Consider the following 19,260-nt stretch of genomic DNA (forward strand, 5'->3'; position numbering starts at 1 on the left):
ACGGGGTAGAAACCTGATCTAAAGGGAGGAAGCGAATAAAGAAAAAGGACGTGGGGTACACGTCCTGGGAGAGGGTAGTTTAATTGTTCCAGCTAACACAACCAACCTCAGTTAGTTAAGGAAGGAGATGAAATATTTAGTCTTATCAGATTGGCACACTATCAATTTTCAGACGGCCCTTTGTTATAATTCTCTCTTTACCTGAACATAAAACAGGCCGTCTTATGGAAGTCATCCAATATCCCAATTCTCCGTTTAAACTCCATCAGCCGTTTCCTCCTGCCGGTGACCAGCCCACTGCCATTGCTGGCTTGCTCGAAGGGCTTTCAGACGGCCTAGCCTATCAAACCTTGCTTGGTGTAACCGGTTCGGGCAAAACCTACACCATGGCGAACGTCATCGCCCAAAGCGGCCGTCCCGCCATCATCATGGCGCACAACAAAACCCTTGCCGCCCAACTCTACGCCGAAATGCGCGAGTTTTTCCCCGAAAACGCGGTGGAATATTTCGTCTCCTACTACGACTATTACCAACCCGAAGCCTATGTACCCAGCCGTGACTTATTCATCGAAAAAGACAGCGCGATCAACGAGCACATCGAGCAGATGCGCCTTTCTGCCACCAAAAACCTGATGACGCGCGACGACGTGATTATCGTCGCCACCGTGTCCGCCATTTACGGTATCGGAGACCCGACCGAGTATCAACAAATGGTGTTGTCCGTCAAAGAAGGCGACACTATCGAGCAACGCGACATCATCGCAACGCTCGTTTCCATGCAGTACGAACGCGGCGATTTGGATTTTAAACGCGGCAGCTTCCGCGTGCGCGGCGACGTGATTGACGTATACCCCGCCGAAAGCTCCGAAAATGCCTTGCGCATTAGCCTATTTGACGACGAAATCGATCGCCTCGATATGTTCGACCCGCTTTCAGGCAGCCTTATTCAACGCGTCGGCCGCTACACAGTCTTCCCGTCCAGCCATTACGTTACCCCACGCGACACCGTATTGCGCGCCTGCGAATCCATCAAAGAAGAACTGCGCGAGCGCATCGAATTTTTCGCCCGCGAACAACGCCCCGTCGAACAACAACGCATCGAACAACGCACCCGCTTCGACCTCGAAATGCTCTACGAAATGGGCTTCTGCAAAGGCATTGAAAACTACTCCCGCCACTTCTCCGGCAAAAAAGAAGGCGAACCGCCCCCCACGCTGATGGACTACCTACCTGACAACGCCATCATGTTTATCGACGAAAGCCACGTTACCGTTACCCAAATCGGCGGCATGTACAAAGGCGACGCATCGCGCAAACAAAACCTCGTGGACTACGGCTTCCGCCTGCCTTCCGCCCGCGACAACCGTCCGCTCAAATTCCACGAATTTGAAAAAGTTATGCCGCAAACCGTCTTCGTTTCCGCCACCCCCGCCAAATACGAAGAAGAACACGCCGGACAAGTGGTCGAACAAGTCGTCCGCCCCACAGGGCTGGTTGACCCCCAAATCATCATCCGCCCCGTCGCCACCCAAGTCGACGATTTAATGAGCGAAATCAACGACCGCATCGAAAAAGGCGAACGCGTACTCGTTACCACCCTCACCAAACGCATGGCAGAGCAACTCACTGACTATTACAGCGAACTCGGCATCAAAGTGCGCTACCTGCACAGCGACATCGACACCGTAGAGCGTGTTGAAATCATTAGAGATTTACGCCTCGGACTGTTTGACGTACTCGTCGGCATCAACCTCTTGCGCGAAGGCCTCGACATTCCCGAAGTCTCCCTCGTCGCCATCCTCGACGCCGACAAAGAAGGCTTCCTGCGCTCCCACCGCAGCCTGATTCAAACCATAGGCCGCGCCGCGCGCAACGTGAACGGCGTCGCCATCTTGTACGCCGACAAAATCACCGACTCCATGAAAGCCGCTATCGACGAGACCGAACGTCGCCGCGAAAAACAAATTAAATTCAATGAAGAACACGGCATCGTACCGCAACAGATTAAAAAACAGGTCAAAGACATCATCGACGGCGTGTACCACGAAGAAGACAGCGGCAAAGGCCGTCTGAAAGGTAAAAACAAGGTCAAAGTCGGAGAGATTCACAACGAAGAAGATGCGATTAAAGAAATCGCCAAACTGGAAAAAGCCATGCAGCAGGCGGCTAGGGATTTGCAGTTTGAAGAAGCGGCTGTGTTGCGGGATAGGATTCGGGGGATTAAGGAAGGGTTGTTGTTTGGGGCGGAGTGATTTTTACCCAAGTTTATAATTTTAACTCAGGATGCAAAATGGATAAAATTAAATCAGTTAGTGATTTTTTATGTAAATTAAATACCATTAATCAAGAGGAAAATTCTCTTAGATATTTTCGTGGTCATCCAAATGAAAGCTACGAACTTACGCCGAGTATTTATCGCAATATAGGTTTAATCGAAAATGAGCATAACATTATTCGTGATGCATTAACTTACTGTCCAAATGATTTTGGTCTAACAGATACAAATTTTGAGAAATTAGTTAAATTACAGCATTATGGCTATCCTACGAGACTGCTTGATTTAACTAGTAATGCTTTAGTAGCATTATATTTTTCAGTAGAAATCAAAGAAAATCAACAATATACTAATAATGAGGAAAATGAAAAAGATGGTGAAGTAATTATTTTTGATATTCCGAAAGAAGAGGTGAAATATGAGGATAGCGACAAAGTATCAATCTTATCTGCATTGGCATTTCATGATAGTAATTTTGAAAAGTTTAATAATATGATAGACCGAACTGAGGAATATATGAAAGCATATATAGATATTGCATTAAATAATATTTCACTAGGAGAAGATTGGCAAGGAATGAGGGAAAATCTTGAACTTTTAAGAAATTTTGCCATCTCTGCGGTTACACATGATGCTAAAATATTTAAAGAATTCATCGAAAAACACTTGGCACCAATGGAGGCAAAAAGATTGTTTAATGATTTTAATGAGATTCGTAGGTTATTGCATATTATTAGAGCAGATAAATCTTATTTTTTGCCAATTATTAATTATGAAGATCTTAAAAAAGTAATAGCAGTTAGAGCTAAACTAAATAATCCAAGGATAGAGCGCCAGCACGGAAGCTTTCTAATATTTGGTATTGGATCAAAGAAAACAGAACAAGCAGAATTGCCAGATACATGGTGGATATCAAAAAAGGATGATGAAAATAGATTAATTATTGACGCAGAATCAAAGGGAAAAATACTATCCGAGTTGAGTTATTTGGGTGTGTCTAAACAATCATTATTTCCTGAATTGGAGGCTCAGGCGGATCATATAAAAAGGAGATATCAAACCAACAAGCAATCGTAGCAAGCCATAGATCGTATCTCCACCTACCGCGTGCGTGGCTACACCTCCCTACCTACGGGCGACACAAACTTTAAAACCGAAGTGTAGGGTGTGTGCGGTACGCATGCACGCATTTTTTGGTGTTCAAACCATTGTTTCAAACTTTCAGACGACCTCAAACATCATCTGAAAACCTTTTGCAATAAGGCCGTCTGAAATCCAGTTTTCAGACGACCTTATTGTTTATTCACTCAAAATCTAACAGTCAAACTCGGCAATTACCGGCGCATGATCACTGGGGCGTTCTTGGGCGCGGGTTTCTAGGTCGACGGTGACGTCGGTAAGGGGGGCGGCGAGTTCGGGGCTGGTGAGGATATGGTCGATGCGCAGGCCGAGTTTGCGTTGGAACATGGCACCGCGGTAGTCGAACCATGTGTAGAACGCGCCTTCGGGATGGATTTTGCGCAGGCTGTCGGTCAGGCCGAGGTCGAGCAGGTTTTTAAACCATTGTCTTTCGATGGAGGAGCAATGGATTTTTTCGTGCCATTTTTCGGGGTCGTAGCAGTCGGCATCGGCCGGGGCGATGTTGAAGTCGCCGAGCAGGACGAGTTTGGGGTGGGCGGCCATTTCGGTGCGGACAAACTCGGTCAATGCGGCAAACCATTGTTCTTTGTATTGGAATTTTGGGCTGTCCAGTGCTTCGCCGTTGACGCAATAGACGTTGATGACGCGCACGCTGTTGATGGTGGCGGCAATGACGCGGCGTTGCGGGTCGTCGGGGAGGGCGGGCAGGCCGCAATGTACGTCTTGCGGTTCGTGGCGGCTGATGATGGCGACGCCGTTGTAGGTTTTTTGGCCGCTCCAGACGCAGTGCCAGCCCATCATTTGCAGGGCGGCGGCCGGGAATTTGTCTTGGTCGAGTTTGAGTTCTTGTAAGGCGAGGATGTCGGCTTGGTGGTCGGCCAGCCAGTTTTGTACTTGGGGCAGGCGGACGTTGAGGGAATTGACGTTCCAAGTGGCGATTTTCATGATGTTTCCGTGTGTGCTGTTGGGTGGGAAGGCGGCGGATGGCGCCTGTGGGCATGGGCGGTATTGTATAGCGGATTGGTTTATTTTTCGATATGGGCTGAAAGGGGCAGGCCGTCTGAAAGCTGATGTTTCAGACGGCCTTGTTGTTGTGATGTGGAATAATTTGTTTATTCGGCTGGGTCTTTGAGCGTGCGCAGGGTATTGAGGATGGTGGCGGCTTCTTCGGAGATGAGGCGGTATTCAATGATGCGGTGGTAGCGCGTGAAATCGATGATGCCTTCGGTGCGCAGGCGTGCGAGGTGGTTGGCGATGCCGGTCGGGGAGGAGCCGAGTGCTTGTGCCAGTTCGGTAATGCTGCGGTCGCCGTCGAGCAGCAGGAAAAGGATGGCCATGCGTTCGGGGTTGGCAATCAGTTTGAGAATGGTAGAGAGACGCTTGATTTCCATATTATTGTTCCTTTTGTCTGTTATATGAATGCTTGATTTAGGTTAAATTTGGATGATTGTAGTTTTTATTAAGATTAACCTTATAATTCAAACTCTTACCTTGCAGTGTACACGGTTTTGTAAAATTTGAGGGCATTGTTTTGCAATTTTTTGTTCATTTTCGAGATTTTGCTTCGGTTGTGAAACTGGATTGAAAAAAGACGAAAAGGCCGTCTGAAATGTTCCGTTGCAGATGATTTTGCTGACGGATGTTTCAGACGGCCTTTGATTTGGCTTTAAGTTGTTTTTTCTTTTATGTTTGTGTTGAATCAGCCGATTGATTGTTTTTAAACAAACAACTAGGTTTTATGATTCTATGCTTAGGACTACACGCCAAGGGCTTGTCAGACGCTTGGACGTGTTGTCGAAATGCGACTACTTTTTCTTCCAGCCTGCGGTCATGGCGAAGGTAATGGGGTCGTAGTATTTCGGCAGCTTGGACGGAATGCCTACATCGTTACGGTACACGACGCGGTAGCGGTCGGCGAACCAGTTTGGAACGATGGTGTATTGGTGGCGGATCAGTCGGTCGAGCGCGCGCGAGGTGGTTTGCAGCTCTTGGCGGTTGGTAAAGCTGTTGAAATGGGTCAGCAGTTTTTCGACCGCGGGATGGCAGACGCCGGACAGGTTGCGGCTGCCTTCGGTTTTGGCGGCGGCGCAGCTGAAGTAGTCGTATTGCTCGTTGCCGGGGCTTTCGCTGTTGCCGTAGTAGCCGGTGGTTACGTCAAAATCGAAGTCGTTCATGCGTTTTTGGTACACGGCGGAATCGGCGGTGCGCACGTTCATGGTAATGCCGATTTTGGCGAGGTCGCGCTGCCATTTGGCGGTAATGCGTTCGTAGTTTTTGCTGGGGGCGAGGAATTCAAAGGTCAGCGGTTTGCCTTGTTTGTCGACTGCTTTGCCGTTTTTGTATTGGTAGCCGCCTTTTTCAAGCAGGGCGCGTGCTTTGAGCAGGTTCGGGCGCACGCCCAGTTTGGGGTCGGTAACCGGCGGCATAGGGACGTCTTGATCCAATACGCCATCGGGCAGCTTGGTGCCCAATGATTTGAGCAATGCGGTTTCTGCACGGTCGGGCTTGCCAGTTGCGGCCATGGTGCTGTTGGTGAAGAAGCTGTCGGTGCGGCGGTATGCGCCGTAGAAGATGCGGCTGTTGACGCTTTCGTAGTCGAAGCTTTCAATCAAGGCGCGGCGGACGTAAATATTGTCCAAGGGCTTGTGGCGCATATTGATGACGAAGCCTTGCATGCCTGCGGTGCTGTTTTGCAGCCATTCGTGTTTGGACAGGTTGCGTTTTTTGAGGACTTCGTCGGAGTAGGCGCGCGCCCAGTTGCGGGCGACGTTTTCTTGTACAAAGTCATATTGGCCGCCTTTTAACCCTTCAATGCGGACAACTTCGTCTTTGACGTATTTGATGCGGATGTGGTCGTAATTGTAGCGGCCTTTGCGCACGGGCAGGTTTTGCGCCCAGTAGTTTTTGTCGCGGACAAACTCGCTGATGCGGCCGTTTTCAGCTTTGGCAAAACGGTAGGGGCCGGAGCCGATGGGCAGGCTGTTGGGCGCGGCGGCCAGGCCTTTTGGATAGCTTTTATGCGAGAAGACGGGCAGGCTGCCGAGAATCATGTGCAATTCTGAGTTACGCTGCTTGAAGCGGAATACGACGGTGCGGTCGTTGGGCGTTTCTACTTTGGCTACGTCGCTCCAGTAGAAGTGGTACATGGGGGCGGCGGCTTTGTCTTTGGTCAGGATGTTAAATGAAGCGGCAACGTCTTTGGCCAAAACGGGGTCGCCGTTGTGGAATTTGGCTTTGGGGTTGATTTTGAAGGTAACGGAAAGACCGTCCGGCGCCAGGGCGATGTCTTCGGCAATCAGGCCGTAAACGGCGTAAGGTTCGTCCATGCTTTGCTCGGTCAGGGTGTCGAGCGTCAGCATGCTGATGCCGTATTCGTGGTTGCCTTTGAGGGTAAAGGGGTTGAGCGTGTCAAAAGCACCGAGGAAAGGCGTGGTAAATGTGCCGCCTTTGGGGGCGTTGGGATTGACGTATTCGAAAGCAGTGAAGTTGGCCGGATATTTGGGCGGTTGGCCGAGGCCTACGCCGTGGGCGGCAAAGGCGGCAGATGGAATCAAACCGAGCAGAGAGAGTAGGGCTGGTGTTTTCATCTATTTTTCCTTGTAGGTTGAATATTGTATTCAGTAGTGTGCCGATTATAGCAAAGGCCGTCTGAAACTTGATATTTTTGCTTTCAGACGGCGTCAGGTCTAAGAGGATTGTTTTTTTGTATGGGCGCCGAACTCGGCAAGCGTCATGTTCAAGGTTTCCAAGCAGGGCTGCATGATGTGGTCAACCGTTTGATTGACTTTGTCTTTGTTGAGCGTTTGCGGACGGTAGACAAAGAGTTTGAACAGCTCCGCCAAGTCGATGGACTCCGCCCCCGTTTTCAAGACCCAGCCTTGGCGGCCGGAATAGACATAGCCGTGTCGCGCCAGTTTTTCCAAAAGTTCGCCCAATTCGTCAAAGCCCATATTGATATGCCGTCTGAACTCCTGCACCGGCAACGCCTTGCCGTTTTGTTGGGCAGAATCGAGCAGCAGCAGGATTTTCAATACATCGTCAAAGCGGCCGCGCGCATCCAAACTGCGGCGGAACGCTTCGCCGCGCCAGTAGGACAGGGACGAGGTCAAGACCGCGCCGCCCAATACCAGCGTCCATAACAGGTTGAGCCACAACAGGAAAAAAGGTACCGCGGCAAATGCGCCGTAAATCGATTTGTAGCCGTCAAAGTTGCCCATGTACCAAGCGAACAAAAAGCGTGCCGTTTCCAAGCAAAACGCCGTTACGGCCGCGCCGACCAAAGCATGGCTGGCCGGTACGAAACGGTTGGGCACAAAGCGGTACAAGCCCCACAGCAGCGCCGTAATAAATGAAACCGCAGTGATAACTCTCAGCCATTCCGAGCCGCCCACCAATTGCACCTGGCCGATCACGACCGACAAGCCCACGCCCAAAGACAAAGGCCCAAACGTCAGCAACGCCCAATACACCAAAAACTGCATCATCCAGGGCCGTTGCGAATTGACGCGCCAAATCCGGTTGAACGCATTGTCTATCGTCCGAATCAGCATCAGCGAGGTTACGACCAACATCACACTACCGATGGCCGTCAGCTTGGTGGCCTTATCGCGGAACGCATTGATGTAGTCAAACACCATATCCGCGCCCTGCGGCACAATGGTGCGGTTGATAAAAGAGACAAATTCCCCCGACCATTGGTCGAAAACGGGGAAGGCCGACGCGATGACGACCATCACCGTTAACACGGGCACCAAAGCCAAAAGCGTCGTAAACGTCATGCTTGCCGCCACCTGCGGCACACGCTCATCATCAAAACGGCGCACGACAAACCAAGCAAATGCCACGCCCTTACTTTTCAAAAAATCTTGCCACCATTGCGAAAACGGCATAACCTTTTCCCACTTTTGAATAGAAATTTTTCTTTTCAGACGGCCTGAGTATTTAAAAGACCATCTGAAACCTGACAGCATTGTAACGGAAACCCCAAATGAACCCAAATCCCCTGAAAATCCTCGTCCTCTTTTATTCCCAAAACGGCAGCACGCGCAACCTTGCCCGCCAAATCGCACGCGGTATCGAAAGCGTGGACGGTTGCGAAGCCGTGTTGCGTACCGTGCCCAAAGTTTCCACCGTTTGCGAAGCCGTTGAAAAAGCCGTTCCCGACGAAGGCGCGCCCTATGCGACTGCCGACGACCTCAAAAATTGCGCCGGCCTCGCGCTCGGCAGCCCGACACGTTTCGGCAATATGGCCGCAGCGATGAAATACTTTATCGACGGCACCATTCCCCTTTGGCTCGGCGCAGAACTCGTCGGCAAACCTGCCACCGTATTCACCAGCACATCTTCGCTGCACGGCGGCCAAGAAAGCACCCTGCTGACCATGATGCTGCCCCTGTTGCACCACGGCATGGTCATCAGCGGCATTCCCTATACCGAGTCCGCACTCAGCAATACCCAAAGCGGCGGCACGCCTTACGGCGCAAGCCATGTTTCCGGCCACGACAGCAAGCCGGCATTGACCGCCGAAGAAAACGACATTGCCTTCGCACAAGGTAAACGTTTGGCAGAATTGGCACGAAAATTGGCAGACTGATTTTTGTGATAAAAAGATTGAGGCCGTCTGAAAACCTGATGATTCAGTTTTCAGACGGCCTTTTTAGTTATTTATAACTAGTAAAGGAATAAATATTTCTAATTAAACAAACTACTTAGAAAATAGGGATTAGAGCATAGTTTCATCGAACTACATCTTTTTGATAGAATCTGCCACCAAATTAAAACATCAGCTAACTGGAGAAGCTATGTCACTACCTGTATTTCCCTATGGCAAATTAAGCTTTGCCGTCAGTCTGGCTTTGTGTTCGGCGTATTCTTTCGCAACCGAAGTAGAAAATAGCCAGCCGCAAGAACGTGTCGATTTGCCGACAGTTACCGTCCAAGGTGTCGGAAAACAGACTACTTCCAACTACACCATTCCCGCATCTTCCGCCGCAACAGGCATCCGCCTGACCCAGCGCGAAACGCCGCAGTCCTTGTCTGTCGTCACCGAAAAACAAATGGACGACCAGGGTTTGGATACCTTGCAGGACGTGTTGAAACAAACGCCGGGCGTGTTCCACAGCAAAATGGGCAACAACGTCTCCGGCCACAGCCAATTTATTTCGCGCAGTCAGGCGATTGACAGCATTTCCGTGGACGGCGCGCCCAAATTCCTTTACGACGGTAAAGCCATCCGCCGCGGCACCAACAATCTGGACAGCGCATTGTACGAACAAGTCGTCGTCGTGCGCGGCGCAAGCGGCTTGTCCAACGGCGGCATGGGCGAGCCGGGCGGTACGGTTGCTTTGGAGCGTAAAAAACCGACTGTCAAGCCAGCCGTCAGCGTGGAAGCCGGTGTCGGTTCTTGGAAACACTACCGTTTCGTCCTTGATGCCAATCATCCTCTGAATGCCGACAATACCTTGCGCGGCCGCGCCATTTTGGTCAGCGACCACGGCGGCGATTACCTGCCGAACACATCGCGCCATAATCACACTTTCTACGGCATTTTGTCTTACGATCTCACGCCGCAAACCCAATGGCGCCTCGGTACGGAAATACACCGTTTCCGCAATACCGGCAGCTCGCGTTTCAGCTATCTGACAGCAGCAGGTAATCGCAAAGACGGATTCAAACCGTTTGAATCTTCGCCACGCAGCAATTCTTCCGCACGCTGGGCATACGGCAAAGACAACAGTGCCGAAGTATTCACTTCCCTTAGCCATGAGTTTGACAACGGCTGGAAACTGACTGGTGATTACAGCCATGTTTCGGGTAAAAACGACATCGTTTCAGGCATTGCCGGTACATTTGAAATCAATCCCGATTACTCTGCACTTTTCACTTCAGACCGCGACCGCAGCAAATACCGTGATCAGAATTTTGCGCTGGCCTTGGACGGCCATTATCCAGCGCTGGGCCGCTCGCACGAGTTCAATGTCGGCATCAGCTATCAGGACAACAAAGAAAACCTGTCTTTCTATGAAGAAGGCGAGTCGATGATTCCCGATTTGCGTAAATTTGACGGCAACATCGCCAAACCCGATATGCCGTATCTGCGCGATGGTTTTTCACGCATGAAAAACCTGTCGGTTTACGGCTCGACCCGTTTCAAACTGACCGACAAGCTCGCCTTTATCGGCGGCGGCCGTTTTGTGGATTGGCGTTACCGTTACAGCACCAGCCGTAACAAATTCGCACACAGCAGCCACAAACAAAACGTTTTCATTCCTTATTTGGGCGTAACCTACGACATCGGCGACAATCTGACCGCCTATGCGTCTTACACCACCATCTTCCGTCCGCAAGTGCGTTACCTGACCAAAGACGGCGCAGCGCTCAAACCGCAGCGCGGCAAAACCTACGAGACCGGTTTGAAAGCCTCATGGTTTGAAGGCCGTCTGAATGCTTCCGCCTCCGTCTTTATGAACAAACGCGACCATTTGGGCGTGGTTGCAGGCAAATTTGCGAATGGCGAGGAATACTACCGCGCAGCCGACAACACCACGACAAAAGGCGTGGAGCTCTCTGTCGGCGGCCGCCTGAGTGACAAATGGCTGCTGAATGCGTCTTATGCACGTTCCAAAATCAAAGACAGCGAAGGGGTTCAACTGCATCCGTCTTATCCCGTTCATTTGTTCAAACTCTTTACCGCGTATGACGTAACCGACCGTTTGAACCTGGGGGGCAACGTCAACTGGCAAAGCCGCAGCCATACGCTGGACGAATACCCCGCAGACATCAATCCGGCTGCCGCCGCTGCATTGACCCAACGCCCATACGCCACGCTGGACTTGACCGTACATTACAAAATCGGCAAATCCACCCGCATCGGTTTAGACTTTGAAAACGTGTTCAACAAACGCTACCGCACCATGCCGGATATTCACGTCTACGGCACGCCGCGTAGTGTGACTGCAACGGTTAAACATACGTTTTAATTGAAAAGAAAAGTAGGAGAGGTCGTCTGAAAACCTGAGTGATCGGGGTTTTCAGACGGCCTGAATTTTTTCGGACATATTGTTTTAATGTCAAACCTGACTAAAAATTGCTCGGGATCTTGAGCAAAGAAATCAAAATGACAGACACAAAAAAGACCGGAACATATCCGGTCTTTTTAATGATGTCGCACTTACGCTTTATGACCTTTCGCTTCGGCAAGCAGGGCCAGCAATTCTTCAGTCGTATCCCAACCGATGCAGGCATCCGTAATACTTTGACCGTAAACTTCAGGCTTGTCCTGACGTCCTTCAACCAAGTGGCTTTCCACCATCACGCCCATGATGTTTTCTTCACCGGCTTTCAGCTGCGCCGCAACATCGCGCGCTACATCCATTTGTTTGCGGAAGTCTTTACGGCTGTTGGCATGGCTGCAGTCCACCATCAGTTTGCTGCTCACGCCGGCTTTTTGAAGCTGCGCAACCGCGTCTTTAACGTGTTCTGCGCTGTAATTAGGCTCTTTCCCTCCACGCAAAATCGCATGGCAGTCAGGGTTGCCGCTGGTGTGGACAATCGCGGAATGACCGGCTTTGGTTACAGACAGGAAGTGGTGCGGATGATTGGCGGCGCCGATGGCGTCGATGGCGATTTTCAGATTGCCGTCCGTACCGTTTTTAAAACCGACAGGGCAGGAGAGGCCACTGGCCAATTCGCGGTGTACCTGGCTTTCAGTCGTGCGCGCACCAATCGCGCCCCAAGAAATCAGGTCGGCGTAGTATTGCGGCGTAATCATGTCCAAGAATTCAGTCGAAGCAGGCATGCCCATTTCGTTTAAAGTCAGCAACAACTGACGCGCTTGGCGCAGGCCGTAGTTGATGTCAAACGTACCGTCCAAGTGCGGATCGTTAATCAGACCTTTCCAGCCAACGGTTGTACGCGGTTTTTCAAAATACACGCGCATTACAATCAGCAGCTCTTTCTCATATTTTTTGCGCAAAGGCAGCAATTTTTGCGCATATTCTACCGCCGCCTTAGTATCGTGAATCGAGCATGGGCCGATAATGACCAGTAAACGGTTGTCGCGGCCGTGAACCAAATCCGAAATCTCATGACGCGTTTTATAAACTAAATTAGCAACCTGAGGCGTAACAGGCAGCTCATACAAATGTGCGATTGGAGGGAGTAACTCTTTGACTTCTTTGATCTTAATGTCATCGGTAGGGTGGTGTTGGGACATGATGGACTCTCTTGTTTATTTTTGATACAGATTACAGGTTTTAGCAGAATTAAACAAGGCTTAGTTTTTTGTTTTAGCAATTTTATTCTAAAATTTCTTTATTTTAATTATTTTATAGAATTTAAAATTAGTTTATTTGTAAAAATTAATATTTAATTCTATTAAAAAATTTCATTTATATAATAAAGGGCTTTGGGTTTTTATCAAAATACAGGCCGTCTGAAAATGTTCAGACGGCCTGAAGTCTTACATAGACCAAAAATTGAGAAGCGTGAAGGCTATCGGTATTGTTCCAGCAAGGGCGAAGAGAAAGGAGTCCAATACACACCTTTAAGGCCGCTTTCAACCAATTTGTCATTCAACCAAGTGTTACAAGTATTGAATAAATGATAGCGTCCTTTGGCTTCGTAAAAAGCATCGTTAGACTGATGATGGATTCCTTTTAGCAAGATGGGTTGCCCATTTTCTTGTTGAAAACCGGCCAAGAGCGATTTTGTTAAATTCCTGTATTGCTCAGCCGTGACCAAAAATTTGACGACGTGGCTATTTTCTCGTGGTTCAAAAGGATAATAAGTAACATGAATCAGCGTACGGTTCAGCCCGCTTAATGCACCTAAAGCATTGGAGAAAGTCAAATCTTTCCACTCAGGCGTGTATAAATAAAAATTGCGCTCCCCCCAGCCTAAACCGATATGCGTTATCTGAGGATCAGCAGTGAGCGTGTCTTTTGGATTGACGACATCCGACCAATCAAAAATATCATTCTTCAGCGGCATGACTACATCAGTATGCACACCGTTACTGACTAAAAATAAAGTAATTTCCCCTTTAGGCTGCTCTTCATTAAGCGGCAACGAAGCCATCATCCAAGCAGATAAAAAATACAATAGGGCAAAAATAGGGATAATCAGCGCTATTTTGCCGATTTTCTTGAGGATGTGGAGAAAGGAGCGCATTCGTTTTTTTAAAGGCAATTAAGTTTGAAGGTGTGTATTTTCCATTAAATTTGTACTTTTTTCATTAGAAATGAGTGGGTGGTAGGTATCTTGCGATTAATGATAAAAATGGTTGTTTAATTTAAATAAAAGAAAGGCCGTCTGAAAAAGTTTAGACGGCCTTTCTTTAATTAAAACGGGATACTAAATCTCATCTCAATCTATGTTGCGAACGATTATTTTGTAGAGCTGCTGACTTGCTTCATCCAGGTAAACAGGTCGTCTAAGTCATAATCACCGCCGTGGCCGACATCCCAAGGCAGGGCGTAATCGACGGTTTGGCCGTTGTTTTGCAGTTTGGCGGCTAAGACGGCGGAGACTGCCAGTGAGGTGTCGCGGTCGTTGGTGCCGACGCGGATGCGCCAGTTTTGCGGCAGGTTCACGCCCGGTTTGCCGATGTAGTTGAGCGGGTTCATGATTTTGATGGTTTCTTCATCTGCGATTTCGGCGTTGGAGGCGGTGTTGTGTTGCATGGAGAACGCGGTGAAGTGGCGTTTATCGACGGTATTGGTGCCGAAGAGTTGGTTTTCGCCTGTGCTTAAATCTACGCCGTCAAAGGCCGGCGGTGTTTTTTGGCGGCCGGCGGCTTTGGCGTAAGCATCGAAATCGACGGAGATAACTTTGCCTTTGCGGATGGTCAGCCAAGTGCGGTCGCTCAGGTCTTTGCCTGCATCAAGTTGGGCTTGTGCGGATTTGGCAAGTAAACCGGCAATATGGTTTTTAAAGCTGCCGTTGCCTTGGGCGTCCAGTGTCAGGGGTTTGCCTTCGGGGGATTTCAGGTTCAGGCTGTTGAGGTATGCGGGGTATAGGGGTTTGAGGAGGTCGGACAGTTTTTTCTCGTCATCGGTCAGCGTGCCTGCGACCAGCTCGCGTTTGACGCGGTAGTCGAGCATGGAAATGTTCATTTTTCTGTAGTCATTGATACCGTTGAACTGCCATTCGTAAGCCATATCGGCATGGTCCAAATCGGTAATCGGGCAGTATGCGGATACGGCGAAAACTTTGTCGCTGCCGTCTGCCGCGCCTAAGGCTTTGAGGTGGTTTTCGTAATCTTTTTGGTCGGCTGTTGCGCCTAAGAGGGCGGACATCGCTCCGCCTGCGCTTGTGCCGTTGGAAATGATTTTTTCGGCATCGCCGGGCATGACTTTGTCGTTGGCTTTCAGGTAACGGACGGCGGCTTTCAAATCGACAATAGCGGCAGGTACTTTGCCGGTGGGTTCTGTTCGGCCGCGTGCGCCAGGGGAGGCGACGACGTAGCCTTTGGAGAGGGCAACCAGGGCGGCGTTAGGAGATTTTTGGCTGTCTTCAGGCTCGCCGCGTTTGCCTTCTAAAGCGGGTTTGCCCGGTTCAGCCGGCATATAGCCGCCGATTTGGTTGGGCAGGAAAATCGGTGCGGTTTCGGCATTGAAACCGTCTATCTCGCCGCCGTTGTAATAGGCTTCGGGTACATAAATATTGATGATTTCGTAACGAGTATCGACAGGATTGCGGACGTAAACCACGCCTTCGTAAGCGCGGAATTTAACCGCCTGACCGTTCACTTCGATGCTTTGTTCGGTGTATTTTTGTTTGGAGAAGTCTAGGTCGTAGGTATCTGCGGTTTTGACGGAAGCGCAGGCGCTCAATCCCAGCGCGACAGAAACGGATAAGAGGGTTTTGTTTAGGGCGTTCATCATCATACTTTCTGAAGAGGTAAGCGGATATGATAATGAATACTAAGGCCGTCTGAAACGCCAAGTTGGGTTTCAGACGGCCTGCTTTTTTTGTAGCGTTATGTAGTGTTGTACGTTACGTTGTAAAGTAATATGGGCTTAAATTTCATCTATTTGATAAATATGAATTTAATAAGAAATTATACCTTAAAAAATCTATTTATCCGGTATCTGTAAAAGTTTGAATCTGTCTTGTAAATAAGTATGCAGGACAGGCATTTTTGCTTTATCTACAGATTGATTCTACTTGTCAGAACGTTTTGCTCAATTCGACAAACATTTTGGTTTTGCCGTATTCGTAGAACTTGTCGTTGCTCCATGTTTTGTTGTGGGCAATGGTCAGGCGCGGGGTGATGCCTTTGAAATGGAGGGCGCGGTGCCATACGCTCAGGGAGGCGGAGGCTTCTTTGTCGCGGCGGTTTTGTTCGTTGCTGAAAACCCCGGGGGCTTGGTAACGGCGTTGGGCGGCGCTGAGGCGTAGGACGGTGGAGAGGCCTTTGGGCCATTCTTGTCCCCATGTGGTGCGCAGGGCGTAGCGGTTGAAGCTGTCGCCTTTGTCGTCGCGGTTGCGTTCGCGGTAGAGGTCGATACCGGCTACCCAGTATTGGCGTGCGTTGCGGTAGTACACGATGGAGTTGCTGAGCAGTTGGCTGGTATTGTTGGAATGCTCGCGGCGGCTGTTTTTCAGACGGCCTGCTTCAAATGCGCTGAGGGTTTGCAGCTTGGGTTGCCACCAATGGTTGTAGTGGAGGCGTGCGCCGCTGGTGTAGGTGTAGGGGTCGTTGCCGTAGAAGCGGCGCTCGTGGAACGGGGTCATGCCGACGTCGTTGCGCTGGTCGGCATAGCCGATGCCTGCTGAGAAGCGTGTGGTGAGGTCGTTGTAGTTGGTGTGTTTGGGGTAGATTTTGCCGTAATGGTCTGCGCCTACCGTGGCATAGAAGCCGCGTGGCAGCGACCATTTTTTTTCTGCGCCGATTTGATAGTGGATGGCGGTGGCATCGATGGGTTCGGGGAATGTCCAACCTCGGAAGCAGTCGTCGTCGGGATAGACAAGGCGCACGGCGCGGCATTGTTCGTCGCTCAGGTGGTTGCCCAGACGGCGTTGGCTGGGGGCTTGGTTGATGTTTTGTTCGCGCGTGATGTTCAAGCCGGCGTTGAATTGCCATGAGTCGCGTTCGCGCAGGGCTTTGCGGTAGGTTTCGAGGCGTTCTTGCAAGGCAGGCGGGAGGGATTCGGTTTGCAGTTTGTTGAACTGGTCGGCCGCGGCTTCGTTTTGTTTGTCTTCAAACAAGGCGGTCGCAAGCTGCCAGCGGACGGCGGAAGCGTCGGGTTGCTCGGCGATAAAGCGGCGGTAATGGCCGACGGCTTCGGCGGCGCGCCCTTCGGATTGGGCAAGCAAACCTTTGGCATAGCGTGCCATGGCACGGTCGTGTTCGGGCCATTGTTCGTAAATGGGCAAAACGGCTTTGATGCCGGGGATATTGTGGGCGACGACGGCGGAATACATGGCGCGTGCCAGTAATTCGGTGTTGGCAAGCAGGGTGTCGGCATCGACGTCGATGATTTTTTCAGACGGCCTGTTTGTCTGTTCGGCAGGGATATTGTGCGCTTCGGGCTGTTGGGGTTCGGCAGTGTTGACTTGAAGCTCGGGTTTTACGTTGGGCGGCACATCGGCGGCGTAAAGGGAAAGGGGCAGGATGGCGAGGAGGAGCAGACGTTTTTTCATGGCAATGTTGGGGATGTTATCGGTATAAGTGGGCAGATTGTACAATGTTTTGAGTCGGAAATTTTGCAAACCGAGTGCCATTTTATCTGATAAAGACGACAAAAGGCCGTCTGAAAACCGATGGGATTTCAGACGGCCTTTGTTTGCGAGTCGGATTTAGTTTTTGTCCAAATCTAAATCGGCTTTATATTCGATACGGCCTTGGCCTTTGTCTTCGATGGAAACGTCCAGCTCTTGTTTGCCGCGTTTGAATTTCAGATCGGCATCGTCGTGTTTGATTTCAGACTCAACCACATGGAAACCTTTGCTGCGCGCGTGGGCGATCACTTTTTTGGCCAAGGAAGGAATGGAATTGCGTTGGCCGGAAAGTTCGGCTTCGTATTCAAATTCGCCGTCGCCTTGATGATCGGCTTTGATGGTGTGCGCGCCATCCGGACGGTAGATTTCGGAAGGCAGTGGGGAGGCGAATGCCGTGGCGGAGAAAAGAGCCAAAATGCCGGTGGCCAGTAACGATTTTGCTTTGGTCATCGGTTTTCCTTTCTGAAAAGGGTTTTGAGAACGAAATCATCTTATCGGCATGCCTGAGGGGGCGGCAAGCGGATAAACCTGATTTTACGCGCGGCTACATGATTTGTTTGGAGGACGTTGATTCTTTGCTTTGGGCTGGTGTTTGCTTGCAGAAAAATGCTGCTGGAAAGACTTAGCCGAGGTGGAATAATTCGCCGCCGTGCGCCTTCAGCCATTGTTCGGCTTGGTCGACATGCGGCGTGAGCGAGTGGGTTAGAGCCCAAAATGCAGGGCTGTGGTTGGGATGGCGCAGGTGGGAGAGTTCGTGCAGGCAGACGTAGTCGGCGACATATTCGGGCGTGCCGATGAGCCGCCAGTTGAGGCGGATGCCGGTGGTGTGGCGGCAAACGCCCCAGAAGGTTTTGGCGTTGGAAAGGGAAATGGCGCTCGGGGTCAGGTGGGTGGTTCGGATATGGCCTTCGAGGCGCGGTAGCAGATATTCGTGCGCACGCTCGTGCAGGAAGCGGCGCAAATGGGTAAGTTGGGCGGCGGTTTCTTTTTCGGGCAACAGAATTTCAGACGGCCTGATTTGGATGTGGTTTGCTGCGTGGACGGACAAGGCCGTCTGAACGCCTTGATACCAAATCCATTCGGGAAGCGTGTCTGTAGGTGTTTGCCGAGCCGGTGTTTTGTTTAGGGTACGGCGCAGGATGGCTTCGTTGTCGTTCAGCCATTGGGTAAAGGTGCGCTGGGTAACAAACGGAGGGATATTGATGCTGACGGTATCGGCGGAAACGGGGCGCAAGATGAGGTTTTTCTTGGCACTGCGTTTGAGCTGGATATGAATGGTGAGGCCGTCTGAAAGGGTATGGGTATGGAGGTGGGGCATGATGTTGAGAAAAATATTGGACGGCATGGAAAGGGCGGGTATAGCGGCCCACCCGATGGAATGATTTATTTGGTTTTGGGCGCGAACGGGCCTTGTCCGGTAATCAGGGGCTGTTGGCTTTCGATCCATTGCTCGCATTGAGCCATGAGTTCGGCTTCATTGCCGTTGTTGTGGGCAATGGGTTTGCCGATGATGACGCTGACCGTGCCGGGGTATTTGAGGAAGGAATTGCGCGGCCAAAACTCGCCGCTGTTGAGCGCGACGGGGACGATGTCCATCTCAAACATTTTTGCCATGCGCGCGCCGCCGAGCTTATAGCGGCCTTTTTCGCCGGGCGGCAGGCGTGTGCCTTCGGGGAAAATGGTAATCCAATAGCCTTCGTTTTTACGCGCAAGGCCTTGTTCTAAAAGTTGTTTGTTGGCTTCGCGGCTGTTGCTGCGGTCGATGCCGATGGTTTTAACCAGTTTCAAGCCCCAGCCGAAGAAAGGGATTTTGAAGAGTTCGCGTTTGGCAACATAGACTTGAGGCGGAAAAATCTCTTGCAGGGCGAGGGTTTCCCAGCCGCTTTGGTGTTTGGCGCAAATGATGGCAGGGCGGTCGGGAATGTTTTCCGCACCGTTTAAGGTGTAGTTCAAACCGATGACGTGCTTGAGCGACCAGTTGAGGATGCGCACCCAAACTTGCGCCATTTTGTGCGCGCCGCCTTGGAAGGGCAGGGCAAGCAGCATAAAGGGGAACAGTAAAATAATGCTAGAGGAAAGGATGAACCAGTAAATCAGGTTGCGGATAATCAGCATATCGG

15 protein-coding genes are annotated in these 19,260 nt (G+C 50.6%); 4 read left to right on the forward strand and 11 right to left on the reverse strand.

Features of this window, described 5'->3' with window-relative positions; all coding sequences use genetic code 11:
- Positions 1 to 224 precede the first annotated feature (224 nt).
- Together uvrB and HMPREF2952_RS00010 are read left to right on the forward strand one after the other, a co-directional pair.
- Positions 225 to 2,252: an excinuclease ABC subunit UvrB gene (gene uvrB, locus HMPREF2952_RS00005; protein ID WP_049336895.1), complete on the forward strand. Its 2,028-nt coding sequence runs from the start codon at positions 225 to 227 to the stop codon at positions 2,250 to 2,252.
- Positions 2,253 to 2,290: 38 nt separating this feature from the next.
- Positions 2,291 to 3,352 (forward strand): FRG domain-containing protein, encoded by a 1,062-nt coding sequence (locus HMPREF2952_RS00010; protein ID WP_049336896.1) that lies wholly within the window; start codon positions 2,291 to 2,293, stop codon positions 3,350 to 3,352.
- A 237-nt stretch (positions 3,353 to 3,589) separates the two neighbouring features.
- Here the strand turns inward: HMPREF2952_RS00010 and xth are convergent, their stop codons facing one another.
- From xth to HMPREF2952_RS00035, 4 genes are all read right to left on the reverse strand, one after another.
- Positions 3,590 to 4,360 carry an exodeoxyribonuclease III gene (gene xth, locus HMPREF2952_RS00015; protein ID WP_070625267.1) on the reverse strand — a complete coding sequence of 257 codons (771 nt, stop codon included), beginning with the start codon at positions 4,358 to 4,360 and terminating at the stop codon, positions 3,590 to 3,592.
- 167 nt (positions 4,361 to 4,527) lie between these two features.
- The gene (locus HMPREF2952_RS00025; protein ID WP_070625266.1) at positions 4,528 to 4,806 is read right to left on the reverse strand and encodes an ArsR/SmtB family transcription factor; all 279 of its coding nucleotides are present in this window, start codon (positions 4,804 to 4,806) and stop codon (positions 4,528 to 4,530) included.
- Positions 4,807 to 5,220: 414 nt separating this feature from the next.
- Positions 5,221 to 7,002, reverse strand: coding sequence for an extracellular solute-binding protein (locus HMPREF2952_RS00030; protein WP_003749172.1), 1,782 nt, complete (start codon positions 7,000 to 7,002; stop codon positions 5,221 to 5,223).
- Between the two features lie 99 nt (positions 7,003 to 7,101).
- Positions 7,102 to 8,304, reverse strand: coding sequence for a YihY family inner membrane protein (locus HMPREF2952_RS00035; protein WP_049336900.1), 1,203 nt, complete (start codon positions 8,302 to 8,304; stop codon positions 7,102 to 7,104).
- A gap of 98 nt (positions 8,305 to 8,402) precedes the next feature.
- On the opposite strand from HMPREF2952_RS00035, the gene wrbA reads away from it, so the two are divergent.
- Complete coding sequence (gene wrbA / locus HMPREF2952_RS00040) at positions 8,403 to 9,008, forward strand: NAD(P)H:quinone oxidoreductase (protein WP_049336901.1); 606 nt, start codon at positions 8,403 to 8,405, stop codon at positions 9,006 to 9,008.
- Between the two features lie 208 nt (positions 9,009 to 9,216).
- A complete protein-coding gene (locus HMPREF2952_RS00045; protein WP_049344350.1) occupies positions 9,217 to 11,394 on the forward strand; it encodes a TonB-dependent siderophore receptor in 2,178 nt (725 codons plus the stop codon).
- A 191-nt stretch (positions 11,395 to 11,585) separates the two neighbouring features.
- Here the strand turns inward: HMPREF2952_RS00045 and aroG are convergent, their stop codons facing one another.
- The 7 genes from aroG to HMPREF2952_RS00080 all read right to left on the reverse strand — a co-directional run bounded on the left by aroG (position 11,586) and on the right by HMPREF2952_RS00080 (position 19,255).
- Complete coding sequence (gene aroG, locus HMPREF2952_RS00050) at positions 11,586 to 12,629, reverse strand: 3-deoxy-7-phosphoheptulonate synthase AroG (RefSeq protein WP_004520940.1); 1,044 nt, start codon at positions 12,627 to 12,629, stop codon at positions 11,586 to 11,588.
- A gap of 278 nt (positions 12,630 to 12,907) precedes the next feature.
- Positions 12,908 to 13,585: a TIGR02117 family protein gene (locus tag HMPREF2952_RS00055; protein WP_004520941.1), complete on the reverse strand. Its 678-nt coding sequence runs from the start codon at positions 13,583 to 13,585 to the stop codon at positions 12,908 to 12,910.
- A gap of 215 nt (positions 13,586 to 13,800) precedes the next feature.
- Positions 13,801 to 15,297 carry a subtype B tannase gene (locus tag HMPREF2952_RS00060; protein ID WP_191620598.1) on the reverse strand — a complete coding sequence of 499 codons (1,497 nt, stop codon included), beginning with the start codon at positions 15,295 to 15,297 and terminating at the stop codon, positions 13,801 to 13,803.
- A gap of 289 nt (positions 15,298 to 15,586) precedes the next feature.
- Complete coding sequence (locus HMPREF2952_RS00065) at positions 15,587 to 17,062, reverse strand: surface lipoprotein assembly modifier (RefSeq protein WP_283120690.1); 1,476 nt, start codon at positions 17,060 to 17,062, stop codon at positions 15,587 to 15,589.
- Positions 17,063 to 17,218: 156 nt separating this feature from the next.
- Entirely contained in the window at positions 17,219 to 17,590 is a 372-nt protein-coding gene (locus tag HMPREF2952_RS00070; protein WP_004520945.1) for a hypothetical protein, read from the reverse strand.
- A 172-nt stretch (positions 17,591 to 17,762) separates the two neighbouring features.
- Entirely contained in the window at positions 17,763 to 18,458 is a 696-nt protein-coding gene (locus HMPREF2952_RS00075) for a M48 family metallopeptidase (protein WP_039862552.1), read from the reverse strand.
- A gap of 65 nt (positions 18,459 to 18,523) precedes the next feature.
- On the reverse strand, positions 18,524 to 19,255 hold the full coding sequence (locus HMPREF2952_RS00080; RefSeq protein ID WP_070695146.1) for a lysophospholipid acyltransferase family protein: 732 nt from the start codon (positions 19,253 to 19,255) through the stop codon (positions 18,524 to 18,526).
- Between the last annotated feature and the right edge of the window lie 5 nt (positions 19,256 to 19,260).

Source organism: Neisseria sp. HMSC068C12 (assembly GCF_001814095.1).
Taxonomy (GTDB): Bacteria; Pseudomonadota; Gammaproteobacteria; order Burkholderiales; family Neisseriaceae; genus Neisseria; species Neisseria perflava.